This is a genomic window from Mesobacillus sp. AQ2 (genome assembly GCF_030122805.1).
GTDB lineage: Bacteria > Bacillota > Bacilli > Bacillales > Cytobacillaceae > Mesobacillus > Mesobacillus oceanisediminis_A.
Window position 1 is genome coordinate 2722464 of record NZ_CP126080.1, and the last position, 15094, is coordinate 2737557.

The window sequence follows — 15094 nt, forward strand, 5'->3', positions numbered from 1 at the left end:
TTGAATATTAGTAATTAAATGCCAGTACCTACGATGAAAAACATAGGCGATTACTTTCATCGCCTAAATCCTGTATCAAGCTGGATATTTCTCTGACATGACTTTTTTCAATTGTTTCCTGGCTCTATGCAGCCTTGTTTTGACTGTCCCGGATTTGATGTTCAACTTACTGGCGATCTCATTTTCCTTTAAGCCGTACTGGAGTTTAAGTACAAGCACCTGCTGATATTCTTGGGTCAAAAGATATAGAAGATGCTGGATTTGCTCCTTGAACAGAAGTATTTCTACTTCCTTCTCTAGTGATTGTTCAACGTCGTGATCGCTAAAAATCTGTTCCATGATGCTTTGATCGGATGGTAGCCATCTTCTCCGCTTCTCTGCCCGCAAATAATCAATGGCGGTCCTGGCTGCGATTGCCGCTAACCAGGAACCAATCTTATACTCGTCAACAATGGTATCAGCTTTTTTATATGCCTTTATAAAAGTTTCCTGGACCACGTCTTCAGCTAAATGTCGATCTTTAGTAATCCTGAAAGCGATTTGCTGAAGTTTTTTGCCATGTATCCTATAGAGTTCATCAAAATCAATATAAGCCATATCGATCCCCCTTGCCCAGAAGCTGAAATTCATTTCAACTTCAACCTTTCCTGTCTCTATTTGTCTATTATTAAAGCTGTAAAGCAAGGCTGTTGATTTCGTTACTGGCGATTTGCTATCCAATAAAATATCAACATTGTGCCTTTACAGTACCCTATTTAAAGTACTGCTTAATGAACGTTGGAACATCTTTACTGCTGAATGTCCGTATTTCTTTGTGGTTTCCTTTCTTGTAGACAAAAACAGCGGTATAAGGTTCCTCATTAAACCACCCATAACCTGCTTTCTCTATTGCGGCACGCAGCTGGTCATCGTTCGTTATTTTAAGCGTATTTCCATCATTCAATATTCGATTTAATAATTCTTCTTCTTGATATTCTTTGAATTGATCTGATTTTATAGATTCATTTGTTACGACAATATAGTCTAAGTCCTTGGGAGTCACTATGGCTTCCTCAAGCATGCCGTTATCCTCCAGCCACTTGATGAAGCTTGAATAAGACTGTTTTAGTTCTACATTTTCATAGCTATTGATACCGGACATGATTTCAATCGATGACGTATTTCCGACTGGATAATTGTTCACGGTATAAGGTTCCCGCTCAATTTCTTTCCTCAGGATGGAGATAGCCTGTTTGATTTTCTCTTTATCTGTAATCGTCAACGGCACATCTGTAATATTCTTATTGATCTGGATGGAATTAACATCTTCGGTTTTAATGTTGAATACTGGATTATGAGCATGTTTATACTCGGATGATTCATAGATCTTTTTTAATTGCGGTACATAGTCGTTCGGATTGATTCTATACTGGCGGACCAACCTGTCTCCGTTTTCTAATTCATAGATAAAAAGAGAATACTCTTGAGATTTCATTCCTTGTTCATTTGTTTTTTCATTATGAATGATACTTTTATGGAATTCCCTTACAGCCACTATGTTTTCCCGCTCGAACATTGGTTTTGGAGCATAAGGGTCATTTGGATCGGAATAAATACCGTTCCCATAGATGACACTTTTGATGTCATTAAGTGCAGGTACCTTTTTCTCATAAGGAGCAAATGCCTGGGTAATCATGATTAAGATTGCCAGTACGACTGCATAGGCCACCAGACCCCTTCCGCTGCCAAATACCCTCCATGTTTTCTGCAGAACCATCTCGGCAGCGAAATAACCGATTGTCGCTCCGGCAGCATAACCGAAGATCAGCCAGGCGAATTCATTTTGCATGGCATCGAAATACATGCCGCCCAGCAGTGTCATGCAAAAAACAACTCCGAACTTAAAGACCTTTTTTAAGCCTTTAAAAGCTATGGCTTCTGACGCGGATTCTATATTCCTCTTTTTATAGATTAATAGTGACAATATGTAAGCTGCTATCACTATGACTAGATAAAGGAGAACGGCCTTAGCAGATATAGATTTACTCTCAAGCAAAGCGAGATGCGAAATAGGTGAAAGATATTCAATATTCCTGATTTGGAAATAATCACTAGGAAAACCATATAACAACAGACCAAGATTATAGATAATCAACAAGGTAAAGCCTGCCGGGAACAACAGCATGATATATGTTAAAACTCCCTGTACCACTGATATCCCAGTAACCATTGCCATTAATACTCCGGATAGGAAAAATACAGCATTGTATAAAATGACAATTCCAGTCCAACTGAGAATGTCCCCAAGCTGGAAATACAAACCCAACCCAAATGCACTGTGGATAATGACCGCAATCAAAGCATTCAATACAACGGGGATAATCAGAAACACAAACCCTGTCAGTGTATAGAAGTGGAAAATATGTTCCCGTTTCAAAGGCAGACTATGCATTAAATCAGCTGCCTGTTTAACATGTAAGAAACGGTAAAGAAAGATTGCCATCACCACAGGTACCGTGATGATCATGATAAACTGGATCGCAAAGTCGAAGTCGAATAATCCTTCTACAGGTGTAAAATAGCGGTAGTCATCACCGGAATAGTTCATCATGATTCTTAATGGTATGGCAAAGAATAACGCAAGAAAATAGATGACGGATATCCAGCCGATATTCCTTCCAACCTGGAGGATCATTTCCTTATTATTAAACAATGATATTCTTGATGGCATAACCGATATCCCCCATCTCATAAATGAAGATTTCTTCTAATGTCAATGGAAGCAGGTCGAAGATAACAGGCTGGGTTTGACTGAAGACCTTTACGATTTCTTCTTCTTTCCCCCGGATAATACATACCATTACACTTCCTCTTTTTTCGCAATGGAGCATTGTCAGGCGTTGTCCAAGATATCCTGGTGCTTCCCCCTTATAGGCCACCTGTACTTTATGAATATCAGACTTGAGGTCATCAAGGTCTTTTTCCAAAAGCAGTGAGCCTTGATGCAAAATTCCAATATGGTCACAGATATCCTCGATTTCACGCAAATTATGAGAAGAAATCAAAATGGTCATTTCCCGATCTGCTACATCCTGAATCAATAGGTTTTTAACTTTTTTCCTTGCTACAGGGTCGAGCCCGTCCATTGGTTCATCAAGAATCAAGACTTCTGGCATCGTCGATAATGCAAGCCAGAATGCTGCCTGCCGCTGAATTCCTTTTGAAAAAGTGTGCAATTTCTTTTTTATGCTGAAATCAAAGACCTCAGCTAATTTTACAAATCTTTCCTCATTCCAGGATGGAAAAATGCTTTTATAAAAATTGGCCATCTGCCTGACTGTATATTGAGGAAAAAAATACGGCTGATCTGATATGTAAAAGATTTTTTGCTTCAATGCCTGGTTTTCATATATGGAATTTCCTTCAAGCATCACTTTCCCCGAATCCTGTTTGTAAATGCCGGCAAGCAATTTAATGATGGTGGTCTTACCTGCACCGTTGGAACCGATCAGCCCATAGATTGAACCTTTATTGATGGTCATATTGACATTTTTTACAGCTTCTTGTTTTTCAAATGCTTTATTTATTTCGATCATTTGAATCATCCTGCCCGTGTCCCCCTTTCGTACCTTCCACGCTTTTGACCAATTCATGGAGTTCCTCTGCAGATACACCAAGGTATAATGCCTCATTCAGGAGTTTTTCCAACTCCTGCTTTACCTGCAGTATTTTATCGAAATCTTTACCAGTGTCCATGGGGTTGACGAAACTCCCCTTGCCTTTTAATGAATAAATGAACCCCTGTGTTTCAAGTTCTCTATATGCCTTCTGGATTGTGTTCGGGTTTATAGTCAACTGCTGTGCCATCTGTCGTACGGAAGGCAATTGTTCATCAGGTTTGAGCACTTCATTGATAATCAACTCTTTCATCTTATCAACCAGCTGTTCGTATATCGGTTTTCGGCTCCTCAGGTCAAGCTCAAACATAATGACCCCCAATCTGTACTAAGTGTACTATTATTATTAATACAGTTAAATTATATGCCAACCTCTTCCAGAAAGATAGGGGGAATTTTCTTAATAATTTCTTAAGAAAAATTAAGAAATGCGAGGAAGGTGTTTTTAAACGCTACTTACTCAGGTGTAATTTTACACGATTATTAACATACGTCTCAATAGTTTTTTTAGAAATTTTTGGAATTCCTTACTTTTTCAAAAAAACCACCCTAGCATTGAGCTGGAGTGATAACGAAAAATGTATTTATCTATCGTGCGTGCTATTCGGAAAAAACTTGACGCTGATGTTTGTATCTCGACAAATTCAATAAACTCCTTTTCCATTTTCCATTAAACACCATCAATCCCATAATACATTAAACCCAATTTATTAAACCATAATATTACGGGAGGTGAATTTCTATGAAATGGTTGCTGGCATTTGGACTTATACTATCGAGCAGTACCTCGGACAGCCATGATGATATATCTATTATTTGGGAAGATGAGCCGGTTGCGGAAGTCCATCGAACGGATTTTTCCATACCATGGTTCGGATTTCCGATTCTTAACCATACATTGCTTCACACCTTGAATATGCAACTTTCCAATCAAATAAAAAAAGAACCGAAGAATGCAGGACTTGATGATTATGGAAATATCATACCTGAAAAGGTTGGCTACACTCTTGACGAAAAAAAATTCAAAGAAAAGTTCGCAGAAAGTTTTTTTGATCACGGGCCCTCACAGATCCTTGTTCCAACACGTCGCGTGTATCCAAAGGTCGACAGTGAAATAATCGCCAACATCAGGACTAAACTAATTGGCCATTACATAACCTATTTCAACAGTGCCAATAAAGAAAGAACCCATAATATTTCCCTTGCTGCCGAAGCAATCAATAACCATGTCGTTTTTCCTGGTGAAATATTCTCCTTTAATAAAGTTGTCGGAAAACGAACAGCTTCCCGTGGTTATCAACCTGCACCGATTATTGTGAGAGGAGAACTATCGGAAGGAATTGGCGGAGGCATCTGCCAAGTGTCTTCGACTTTATTCAATGCTGCGGACCGCTCAGGTTTGAAAATCCTTGAGCGATACTCACACAGCAAGCAGGTCCCTTATGTACCCCCTGGAAGAGACGCGACTGTCAGCTGGTATGGCCCGGATTTTACTTTTAAAAACAAACATAGCCAGCCAATCTTGATCCGGGCGAAAACCTATCCCGGAAAAATGGTCGTCTTAATTTATTCATCAGATGAAATCAATGTTGAAAAACGTAAAGTTCCCAGTACGGATAGTAACGCCATAATTCCCGAAGAACCTTTATAAATACCAGAGGAATCCCAACTTATTAAGGGATTCCTTTTATTTAACAGGAAAACCTTTACATCACAGTAAATAATTATGTAAACTAATGGTAAAAGATGGTTTCCCAATAGTCTTTTATTATTATATTTATAACAGTTCTTCTTACCCACACTTCAATTCCTGGAGTATAAACAAACCCAGAAAGTCTGGAAGAGTAGAGAAATGCAAGGAACTAGTTTTATAGAATTATTGCATAGGATGTGAGATATTTGCCAAAAAAAAAGAATACTACACCCATTCGAGTCAATGTTTTGTTCTTTTCTGTTTTTATCCTTTTTTCACTGCTGGTCCTGCGTCTCGGGATTGTTCAGATAGTCCATGGAGAGGACTATAAACGGGAAATCAACCGTAAAGAAGATGTTACGGTCAATAACCCGGTCCCGCGAGGAAGAATGCTGGACAGAAACCTGGAGCTCATTGTCGACAATAAACCTCTAAATGCCATTACATATACAAATGAAGGTGCCTCCCAGGAGGAAATGCTCGATGTAGCAGCAAAGCTGGCCAAAATCATCGAAAAAGATACTGATAAAGTCCGTGAAAGAGATATGAAGGATTTCTGGATGCTCAAACATCCGGAGGAAGCAAAAGACCTTATAACTGAAAAAGAAATGGACCAATTCAGAAATAAGAAGCTGAAAAACAAGGATTTATATAAACTCCAAATTGAAAGGATTACAGAGGAGCATCTCAAGCAATTAAGTGAACAGGACATTGAGGAGCTGGCCATTTTCAGCATCATGAACAACGGATATAAGTTCGTTCCCCAGATCATTAAAAATAAAGATGTATCAAAAGATGAATTTGCCATTGTCAGCGAAAACCTTACCCTCCTTCCAGGCATCAACGCAACGACAACAGACTGGGACCGCGAGTATAAATATGAAGAAACCTTCAAGCCTGTATTGGGCAAAGTTACGACGAGCAGTGAAGGTCTCCCCGCTGACAGGATTGATTATTACATTTCTCGCGGATATACCCGAAATGACAGGGTAGGAAAGAGTTACCTTGAGCAAGAATATGAAGATGTTTTGCAAGGACAAAAAGAGAGGGTTATAAATATCACCGATAAAGCAGGCGTTCTCCTGGAGAAAGAATTAGTAGCCGAAGGCCAGCGCGGTAAAGATTTAATTCTCAGTATAGACATGGACCTGCAAGTGGCTGTTGAAGATATCATTGAAAAAGAATTATGGGCAGCGAAGAGGTCGCCAGGAACCGGATTGCTCGACAGTGCTTATGTCGTGCTGATGGACCCAAATACCGGTGAAGTATTAACCATGGCAGGAAAAAAGATCGTAAAAGATAAAAAAACGAATGAAGCCCAAATGCAAGATGACGCATTAGGTAACATCATCAACACCTATAATGTTGGATCTGTTGTCAAGGGAGCAACCGTCCTGACTGGTTATAAAACACGCGCAATCAGTCCCTGGACCAGTTTCGATGATCGGGCTTTGGACATTAAAGGTACACCGATAAAAAAATCCTATAGTTATTTAGGGGAATTGAATGATATTGATGCATTAAAAAAGTCCTCCAACGTTTATATGTTCCATACCGCCATCAGGATCGGGAATGGAGTTTATCGCTATCAAAAACCGTTGAATCTGGACCCACAGGTTTGGGATACAATCCGAAACTCATTCGCTTCATTCGGTTTAGGTATCAGGACAGGTATCGACTTGCCCAGCGAACAAACCGGAGCTAAAGGAGCAAACTCTCCAGTCGGTAAAGTGCTGGATTTGGTAATTGGACAGTATGATACCTATTCGAATATGCAGCTAGCCCAGTATATTTCTACGATTGCCAATGGCGGGCACCGGATGCAGCCAAGGGTTGTCAAGGAAATACGTGAACCAGCAATGAACGGCGATCTGGTCGGACCGGTTTATAAATCGTTCTCGCCAAAAGTTCTCAATGATATTGATATGGAAGATCAATGGCTTGCACGCGTCCACACCGGCTTTAAAAAAGTCATGCAGGAACCAGGAGGTACTGCTTATCGATATTTTGGCAATGCCACCTATTCACCGGCAGGAAAAACTGGTACTGCGGAGGCCTTTTATGATGGCCAGTACAGAGTAAAAGGTGACCCACTCATCGAAACAATGAATATTAGCCTAGTTGGCTATGCCCCTTCGGAAAATCCTGAAATCGCCATGGCGGTCATCGTGCCATGGGCTTATCAGGGCAGTGTTGACCACGGAGCGAATAAAAAAATCGGCCGTGCCGTGATGGATGCATATTTCAATATGAAAAACCCATCAAAGCAGCCGAATGATGAACAATGAAAAAGCTGTGCCGGCTGGCACAGCTTTTCTTATTCTTTTACAATTCCTTTGCTAGAGAAGGCTTTTTCATGTCAACACTTTCAAATGCTGCACCAATCTTTTCTTCAGCCTGTGCGAATTTCTCATCGGCTGCTTCCAATGCTGGAGCATCCTTCTTCAGCTCTTCTGCTTTCAAATTATATGATTCTGCAAGATCTTTAAGAGCCGCTTCAAGGTCTGCTTTTTGATCCTTCAATTCAGCAGGAACTTCCAGTCCTTCAACTTTAGTTGCAACTGCAGCTGCTGATTCACTTGCCGCTGCCTTCTCTTCCGGTTTAGGCTCCTCTGCTCCCTCATATGCATTCAAGTCAGCATCTGCCTCGTTAATTGTGTTCACAATGCTCATGTAAAATTTGTACATGGCGCTCTTAGGGTTTACTGCCGGCTTTTCGGCTGTTTCTGTTTCAGCTTTTTCGGGTTCTGCTTCTTTGTCCGCCGAACACCCTGTCAATCCAAGTGCAAAAGTAATTGCAGCAAGTAAAATCCAAAACTTTTTCATTCTGATACTCCCCTTCAATCTATATATATGCTTGTTGTGAAACCGGAATTTCACACAGCTTTTTCATTATATAGGGATTATTTAACAAAAATCAAATTTTTTATTTGTTTTTTCAAAAAAAGTCCCTATTTACTTTGAAGCAGCAATGCATTATCTTTTCAGCGCTTTACCATTGTAATAAAATCATTCGTCATTGTTTTGAATTCAGCTTCCCTCATGAATCCGATTTTTTCATACAACTTAATGGCCCTTATATTAAAGGACGCTACAGTAAGCCTAAACGGCTGGTTCTGTGTGCTGGACTCCAAATCTTTCAATACAAAAGAAAAGAAAAGAAAACCATAACCTTTTCCTGTCATCTCCGGTGCCAGGCCAATCCCTATATCTATAGCCGTTTCACTATAAACTCCGATCTCTCTTCCTGCAGGAACTTGCGCAGAAGGTCCTGTGCAATAAAAACCGATTAATGTACCTGCCTGATCTACTACAGACCGATAACCTTCATTCAAGAGCTCCTCTATTGATTCCTCACTGACAGTATTATTGTAAAGTTCATAAGGCGAGTCATATACCCAGTTCAGGATTGTTACTGCAAGGTCCCTGGTCATCTTGTTGCTGACGAATTCCAACTTTATGTCCCCCCTTTTTATTTTCGCAAGCAAACTTAATAATTCAGTAGAAAATATGAAATTCCTTCCTTAGATTAAATTTTTTAGGTTGATTTGTCATTCTTTTGTAATATCAGGTTTAATAGTTTTATATATGGGAATATTACAAGTAACAAAACGATGACAGGAGCGATTACATAATGATGACTACATTTGTATTACTTGGTGGAGCTTTCGCAATCGCCGCTGGTTTAAATTTCTTTGCAGTTAATGATGAAAATGCATTTATAGATGATGAAGCAATTAACTAAAGAGACGCTGCAGCAGCGTCTCTTTTTTCTGTGCCAATTTTGAAACTTTTATTGTATTTTTAAGCTGTCGCAGGAAATAATAGAATAAAAGAGAAATACTTAAGCATAAACTGCTAGCCTCATTTCAATTAAGGAGGTACGGATTCATGCAAACCCCAGATATATTGCCCGGAGAACAAGTGGCACTATGCAAGGTGAAAGAAGATGATTTAGAAAAATGGTGGAGCCTTATCCATAATGATGAACACCCCGAGTGGAAAAAATGGGATGCTCCTTATTATCCGTTGAGGCATATTGAATATGAAAAATTCAGGGAACAGATGAGCAACCTGATCCAACAGGGCTATGATCGGAAATATTTAATCAAAGTCGATGATGAAATCATTGGAATGGTCACATATTATTGGGAGCACGAATCATCTCAGTGGCTTGAAATCGGGATCGTCATCTATCTCCCTGAATTCTGGAATGGTGGATATGGAACAGATGCTCTAATAGCCTGGATCCAGCATCTTTTCGACACTTTCCCCATCCCCCGCATAGGTTTTACCACCTGGTCTGGAAACGCCAGGATGCTGACTGTCGGCAAAAAACTCGGCATGGTTGAAGAGGCAAGAATCAGAAAGTGCAGGCTATATAACGGAAAATACTATGATTCAATCAAAATGGGGTTGTTAAGGGAAGAATGGGATGAACGGTATCAGGGATAATCTTATAAATCATTATCCCTATCAGATTGAAAGGAAAAATGCCTGGCTTCTGTCAGGCGTTTTTTGATGGACCTCAATGATTTTCGGCGGAATGGTGACCTTACTTTCCGGAATCCCATAAAAGTGTGCACCAATGAAGTCTATTGGTGACCTGAATCTCCGGAATCACTTAAGAGTAGGCATCAATGGAATGCCTAACGCTCAACAAGCTATAATCCTGAAAAAATCCCCTGGTCTAAAGGATTCTCGACATATAAAATTCGTCGTAGAATTGTCCATCCTTGAACATTGAATCCTTCTTCGTTCCTTCTATTTCAAATCCCATTTTTGTGTATAATGCAATGGCTCCCTGATTCTTTGTTATCACGGTTAGTTCCAGTCTGCGCAGTCCTATGCCGCTCGCCCAATCCAATAATTCAGTGAAGAGACTTGTCCCAACCCCTTTTCCGCGATATAGATCTTTTATCCCAATTACCAGATATGCTGAATGCTTTATTCTGGGCGCACTTCCGCCTTTGGCGATTAAATATCCGGTTAATTCACCACCAGTCTCCGCCAGAAAGATATTTGAGTTTTGTTCGGATATAAGTACATGAATCAATTTCTTTTGAGTGTCCGGATTGAACTTTCTTTCACCTGGCCCAAAAAGCATAAAATCTGAGGAACTTTCCACCTCTTGCATTAGTGTTGCAAACTTATCTGCGTCCCGTTCCTCGGCTTGTCTGATCTCCATGGAAACACCTCTTTCATTATAGTTTTAAGAAAAAGAAAACAGAGGAAAGATTCCTCTGTTTTTATGAAAAAATGCTTTTGATGCTTTCTATTAGTTCGTTGAAGAAGTTGGAGACTGATTCCAGGAACCCTTTATCACCCACTGCTTCCTCGATCCTTTTCTGGATATCATCCGAAAGTGTTTCTAATTGGGTTTTTACATTGTCAAAATTTATATTCAGGTCCCTCATCTTATTGAACAGGTCGATAAGGAGCTGCCTGTCTTCAGGACTTACCTGAATCTCAAGTGTTTTTAACTTATCATCAATGATTTTTTCGATTTCTTCTTTTGTTGCCGGATTTTGCTCGGCAATTTCCTTCTTGATTTCAGTCAGGAGTTCACTGACTTTATCCTGATCAAGGCCATCCTTTTTAGCCAGTTTTGTCGCCAGGTTCAATTCTTGATTCGCTACTTCTGTGCGGTCCTTATTGAGTTCTGTTCCTTCACCTTCATCATACGCCTTGTAAATTCCAACGAGTGCTGAGTGACCAGTAACCTTCACCGGGGAAACCACATCCACGACTGCATCCTCGATTCCTGCAGTCAACAGGGCGTTCGCATACATTTCATCGGTTACTTCTGTAATATTTTCCGGAGTGACCTGGTTAATCACCAGTCCCTCTCCTGTATCTTTCCTGGTGATTTTCGCCGACGAGTACATGTTTGAATGTTCGTCACCGTCTATATAATTTACTAGGTCTTTTCCTGTGACAATTATTTCTTTAACTTTTGATGGGTCCTTCACTCCCAGCAGCTCCCTGACCTCATCCTTCTGTTTTTCAGAAAGAGCTTCGCCGTATACAACAATCGGAAGGCCATATTTTTCATTAATGGCATCCTCATCATTATCATTAGACGCAAATGCTGGTACAGCAATCATCCCTAAAGACAAAATGAGTAGATTGAATAATGCTGTGATTTTCAACAAGTATTTCGGTTTCATATATATTCTCCTTTTCAAACCAATTCTTATAAAACAATCTTATTTTTCACCAGATTCAAGCTTTCTGGCCACTTGCCTTTCCAGCCTTTGAACTTTGTGCATTAAGTTATAGATCAAAGCAGTCATAAAACTGAGCTGGATCAACATGAAAATTCCCACGAACAAAGCAGAATCAACTTCAAACCCGGAAAATAAAAACATTAACAAATAGAATAATATAATACCTCCAAAAAGATTTGCAATGAATATAAACAGCCAATTATCCATTTCTCCACCCTTCAGTACATCTATATGTACGATAAAAATGGTATAAAAGTTTCAACTAAGTTCAATATGAAATTTTTCTGCTCTATTAAAGAATCCTGGAGAAAATCATTGGTAAATTTCCCTCTTATCCAAATACCTGATATGTTCAATATGGCTCTCTCCACTCCCAAAACCATGTGAGTTCCCTGGTAAAGGCGGATACTCATCGCTTCCATCCTTGTTAACGGAGCTCCATCCTAAATAGTATTGTTCAGGCGGAAAAAAATCAGAAAAAATCGAATTCGGCATACTGGAAGCAGTCAACTGATTTTCTACAGTGATAAATTCAATCCATTCATCAGGAATTTTAGTAAAACCATAACTGGACTTTCCACCTACTTCTATTTCCAATTCCATTTGGACCTTTGGAAAGTAGTGGTGCTTTCCATCAGATATGCTGAAGTTTCCGTCTTTCTTTAAATAAAAGTTCAGGTTTGCAAGCTGATTATCCGGATGAAAATTCCAGATAATATAGTAACTCCCGGGATCTTTAGGGTCTGTTTTCCATAATTGAGGAGTCGCACCTGTGTCAATGCGTGCAAATTCCCACTTGTGTTTTCTCCACTCCCAGAAACTGAGACCATATCCTTCATTTTTTGTAATAAAAGGGGCCAGAACATGCTTTGAATCAATAAAAATGATATCTTGAATCAACTCTATGTCTGCCTCAGGGAATTCCTTCATCATTTCATTAATGGCTTGTTGTTTGCCAGGAAACCCACCCGGGGGAGCGAAATAGAACCAGTAACCAGCGAGTATCACCAATAGGGTCAGCCCCAGCCCCCCAAGGAGCAGCATACTTTTTTTATTTCCCATTCTACTTCCCCTCCTTTAAAAAAGAGGCTTTTGAGCGGAAATAAAATTGTTCCTGTGGTGTTATAATTAAAATCCCTCTTCCATCCTCTTCTACATAGATCACCGGGTGAACCCCGCTGCCCATTCTGGCTTTTACCCCGGTTATTTGATATGCAAATCGTTCATCGGCCTGAGCCTGCGTTTCAACGTTCTCCATTGAATCATAATACCAGGCATCGCTGGAAATTTTCTTTTTATCCATTTTTGGAATTTCAGATTGAAATGATTCTGCGTCCAGCATTTTTTCGTTCGCAGATGGATGAGTTTTCAGGATGGATGCTTCACTGATGTCTGAAATGTATGTTGATAACTTGTCATTTGGATAAATGCTCGATTGAATCAGAGGACTCAATAATGCTGACAAAAGGAAAATATAATTAGCCAGGAATCCTAACCATGCATATTTTCGGTATCGGGACCAGCCAGTACCTTCGTTCCTTTTATTATATCGAGCAAAGAGAATCCAAACTCCGAGTGGAAGTATAGCTACTTTAATCTGCTGGTCCATATAAGGAAGATTAATAGAAAATGAGAATAACCCTATGAAAATTACGAGTGCCATCTTCCATATCTTTGGCTTAATTTCCTGCTCTCGGTAAATCCTGAGAGCTATAAATAAAATCAGAATCCATGATACAAAATTCATAACAAACATTGTCACGTTCATCTACACACCTCAAATCCCTCTAAATCATTTCATCTGAATGCATTGATCAGAAAATATTTGGTCAATGCAAGATATTCTCTTGCATACGACTTTACGACTGCTTGTACTGGGGTCTCAGCTGGGAGTCCGTTCAACGCGAGTCCCTCTTTTTCTGCAATCATGCCGGCACGGTAAATATGGAAATCATTTGTTACGACAAGTCCAGACACAGCATCTTTCGGTATTAACCTTTTAGAGAAGCGAATATTTTCATATGTATCTGTAGATTGATCTTCGAGAAGAATTCTGGATTCTTCGATGCCGTATTCCATCAGAGCTCGTTTAATCGCTTCTGCTTCGGATATATCCTCGCCAGGACCTTTACCTCCTGAAGCTATGGCAATTGTGTTTAGGTTTTCTTTTAGGTAGTCTGCCGCAGAGTCTATCCTGAATTGAAGCGCTAGTGATGGGTTTTCCCCCTTCACACGGGCACCAAGAATGATCATGTAATCTGCATTTTGTGGCACAGATTCATTAGCGTGTTGAATGATCTGATAATGGAGTATGCCGAAGTATAACATGGTAAGAACCACTCCAGCCACTAACCATCTTTTAAGAAACCTTTTATCTTTTATCCTCATACTATTTACCTGTCTTTCTAATAATTACTACCATATTACCATCCTTTTGTGTAATTGTTTGGTATTCAGTAAAATTATGACAAAAATCTGACTGTTAGGAAAGGATTTTAAGCACTAGTAATGATTCTTCAATCATATTCTGTTGCTTCTTCACTATCTTTGACGAAAGACAACTAGTTTTGTCAGGCACAAAGGAATTGACTATTATAACAGCGAAATTTTTTTATGGGAGGGATGATCATGAACACTAGTGCAGTCGCAAAGTTGCTTGGGGTTTCGCCAAGTACGATACAGCGTTGGGTGAAACAGGCGAACCTTCAAATGGAACGTACAGAGCTAGGGCATTATCAATTTTCGGATGAGAGCATCGAAATCTTGAAAGATATCAAAGATCAGCTTAATAACGGTGTTCTGCTTCAGGATTTAAAAATTAAAGGGAGAAAGCCAAGAAAAGCAACCGTAATAGGCGGATCAACTGAGATGGCTCTTGGACCGCTGGTCAGGCGGATGGATGAATTTGATCAAAAGCTTGAAAGAAAGGCGGATGAAGTGGTTGCATATCAGATTCTCCAGCACAGAAGGGAAATAGATGAGCTACAGAATGAAATAGACGTTCTTAAGAATCTTATCATCAGCATGCAGGAAGCTGCCGCAGAGAGGGAAAAAGAAACCACCGAGGTAAAGACAGAATTGTCATCGTCGCTCTCACCTCTAAGGAAATTCAAAAAGAAAAACATCATTAGTTCTTTTTTTGGATTTTAAGCCTCGCACATCGTGGATGTGTTTTTTTTTTGGTCTTGTTCAAACAAAAAAACAGACCCAAATTACTGAGTCTGTTTTGGATATCCTTAGTTAGAGCTTCTGTACGTTTGTAGCCTGCGGACCACGCTGGCCCTGTTCAACATCAAACGATACTTCTTGTCCTTCATCTAAAGATTTGTAGCCTTCACCCTGGATTGCTGAGAAATGTACGAACACATCGTCTCCACCTTCACGCTCAATGAACCCAAAGCCTTTTTCACTGTTAAACCATTTTACCTTACCACGTTCCACTATTGTTGCCTCCTAGCGATTTAAGAAAATTGCAATTTAACCTTGCGTGATTATTATATCCATTCATGAATATT

Annotated in this window: 16 protein-coding genes; 4 read left to right on the top strand and 12 right to left on the bottom strand. The window is 39.7% G+C overall.

The window, feature by feature from the left end; genetic code table 11:
• Positions 1-75: 75 nt before the first annotated feature.
• From QNH36_RS13610 to QNH36_RS13625, 4 genes are all read right to left on the bottom strand, one after another.
• Positions 76-597: an RNA polymerase sigma factor gene (locus tag QNH36_RS13610; protein WP_251540351.1), complete on the bottom strand. Its 522-nt coding sequence runs from the start codon at positions 595-597 to the stop codon at positions 76-78.
• A 154-nt stretch (positions 598-751) separates the two neighbouring features.
• Positions 752-2710, bottom strand: a complete 1959-nt coding sequence (locus QNH36_RS13615; protein ID WP_283903658.1) for a DUF6449 domain-containing protein — start codon at positions 2708-2710, stop codon at positions 752-754.
• On the bottom strand, positions 2685-3584 hold the full coding sequence (locus QNH36_RS13620; protein WP_283903659.1) for an ABC transporter ATP-binding protein: 900 nt from the start codon (positions 3582-3584) through the stop codon (positions 2685-2687). The genes QNH36_RS13615 and QNH36_RS13620 overlap by 26 nt, the downstream gene beginning before the upstream one ends.
• The gene (locus QNH36_RS13625; RefSeq protein WP_283903660.1) at positions 3559-3966 is read right to left on the bottom strand and encodes a GntR family transcriptional regulator; all 408 of its coding nucleotides are present in this window, start codon (positions 3964-3966) and stop codon (positions 3559-3561) included. The genes QNH36_RS13620 and QNH36_RS13625 overlap by 26 nt, the downstream gene beginning before the upstream one ends.
• 432 nt (positions 3967-4398) lie before the next feature.
• On the opposite strand from QNH36_RS13625, the gene QNH36_RS13630 reads away from it, so the two are divergent.
• Together QNH36_RS13630 and QNH36_RS13635 are read left to right on the top strand one after the other, a co-directional pair.
• The gene (locus tag QNH36_RS13630) at positions 4399-5307 is read left to right on the top strand and encodes a VanW family protein (RefSeq protein WP_283903661.1); all 909 of its coding nucleotides are present in this window, start codon (positions 4399-4401) and stop codon (positions 5305-5307) included.
• 239 nt (positions 5308-5546) lie between these two features.
• Positions 5547-7637 (top strand): peptidoglycan D,D-transpeptidase FtsI family protein, encoded by a 2091-nt coding sequence (locus tag QNH36_RS13635; protein WP_481825282.1) that lies wholly within the window; start codon positions 5547-5549, stop codon positions 7635-7637.
• Positions 7638-7674: 37 nt separating this feature from the next.
• On the opposite strand, the gene QNH36_RS13640 is transcribed toward QNH36_RS13635, so the two are convergent.
• Together QNH36_RS13640 and QNH36_RS13645 are read right to left on the bottom strand one after the other, a co-directional pair.
• Positions 7675-8175, bottom strand: a complete 501-nt coding sequence (locus QNH36_RS13640; protein ID WP_144480613.1) for a hypothetical protein — start codon at positions 8173-8175, stop codon at positions 7675-7677.
• Between the two features lie 158 nt (positions 8176-8333).
• Positions 8334-8804, bottom strand: a complete 471-nt coding sequence (locus tag QNH36_RS13645) for a GNAT family N-acetyltransferase (RefSeq protein ID WP_260983667.1) — start codon at positions 8802-8804, stop codon at positions 8334-8336.
• Positions 8805-9240: 436 nt separating this feature from the next.
• On the opposite strand from QNH36_RS13645, the gene QNH36_RS13650 reads away from it, so the two are divergent.
• Positions 9241-9804 (top strand): GNAT family N-acetyltransferase, encoded by a 564-nt coding sequence (locus QNH36_RS13650; RefSeq protein ID WP_144480611.1) that lies wholly within the window; start codon positions 9241-9243, stop codon positions 9802-9804.
• Positions 9805-10039: 235 nt separating this feature from the next.
• Here QNH36_RS13650 and QNH36_RS13655 read toward each other — a convergent pair whose 3' ends face one another.
• From QNH36_RS13655 to QNH36_RS13675, 5 genes are all read right to left on the bottom strand, one after another.
• A complete protein-coding gene (locus QNH36_RS13655; RefSeq protein WP_283903663.1) occupies positions 10040-10537 on the bottom strand; it encodes a GNAT family N-acetyltransferase in 498 nt (165 codons plus the stop codon).
• A 61-nt stretch (positions 10538-10598) separates the two neighbouring features.
• The gene (locus tag QNH36_RS13660) at positions 10599-11519 is read right to left on the bottom strand and encodes a DUF1002 domain-containing protein (protein WP_283903664.1); all 921 of its coding nucleotides are present in this window, start codon (positions 11517-11519) and stop codon (positions 10599-10601) included.
• A gap of 372 nt (positions 11520-11891) precedes the next feature.
• Entirely contained in the window at positions 11892-12641 is a 750-nt protein-coding gene (locus tag QNH36_RS13665; protein ID WP_144480603.1) for a hypothetical protein, read from the bottom strand.
• A gap of 1 nt (position 12642) precedes the next feature.
• Positions 12643-13347, bottom strand: coding sequence for a hypothetical protein (locus QNH36_RS13670; RefSeq protein ID WP_251540356.1), 705 nt, complete (start codon positions 13345-13347; stop codon positions 12643-12645).
• Positions 13348-13376: 29 nt separating this feature from the next.
• Positions 13377-13907 carry a YdcF family protein gene (locus QNH36_RS13675; RefSeq protein WP_260983666.1) on the bottom strand — a complete coding sequence of 177 codons (531 nt, stop codon included), beginning with the start codon at positions 13905-13907 and terminating at the stop codon, positions 13377-13379.
• A gap of 300 nt (positions 13908-14207) precedes the next feature.
• Between QNH36_RS13675 and QNH36_RS13680 the strand changes: the two genes are divergently transcribed.
• A complete protein-coding gene (locus tag QNH36_RS13680; RefSeq protein WP_144480595.1) occupies positions 14208-14729 on the top strand; it encodes a MerR family transcriptional regulator in 522 nt (173 codons plus the stop codon).
• A gap of 90 nt (positions 14730-14819) precedes the next feature.
• Here QNH36_RS13680 and QNH36_RS13685 read toward each other — a convergent pair whose 3' ends face one another.
• Positions 14820-15020: a cold-shock protein gene (locus QNH36_RS13685; RefSeq protein WP_144480592.1), complete on the bottom strand. Its 201-nt coding sequence runs from the start codon at positions 15018-15020 to the stop codon at positions 14820-14822.
• Positions 15021-15094: the final 74 nt, after the last annotated feature.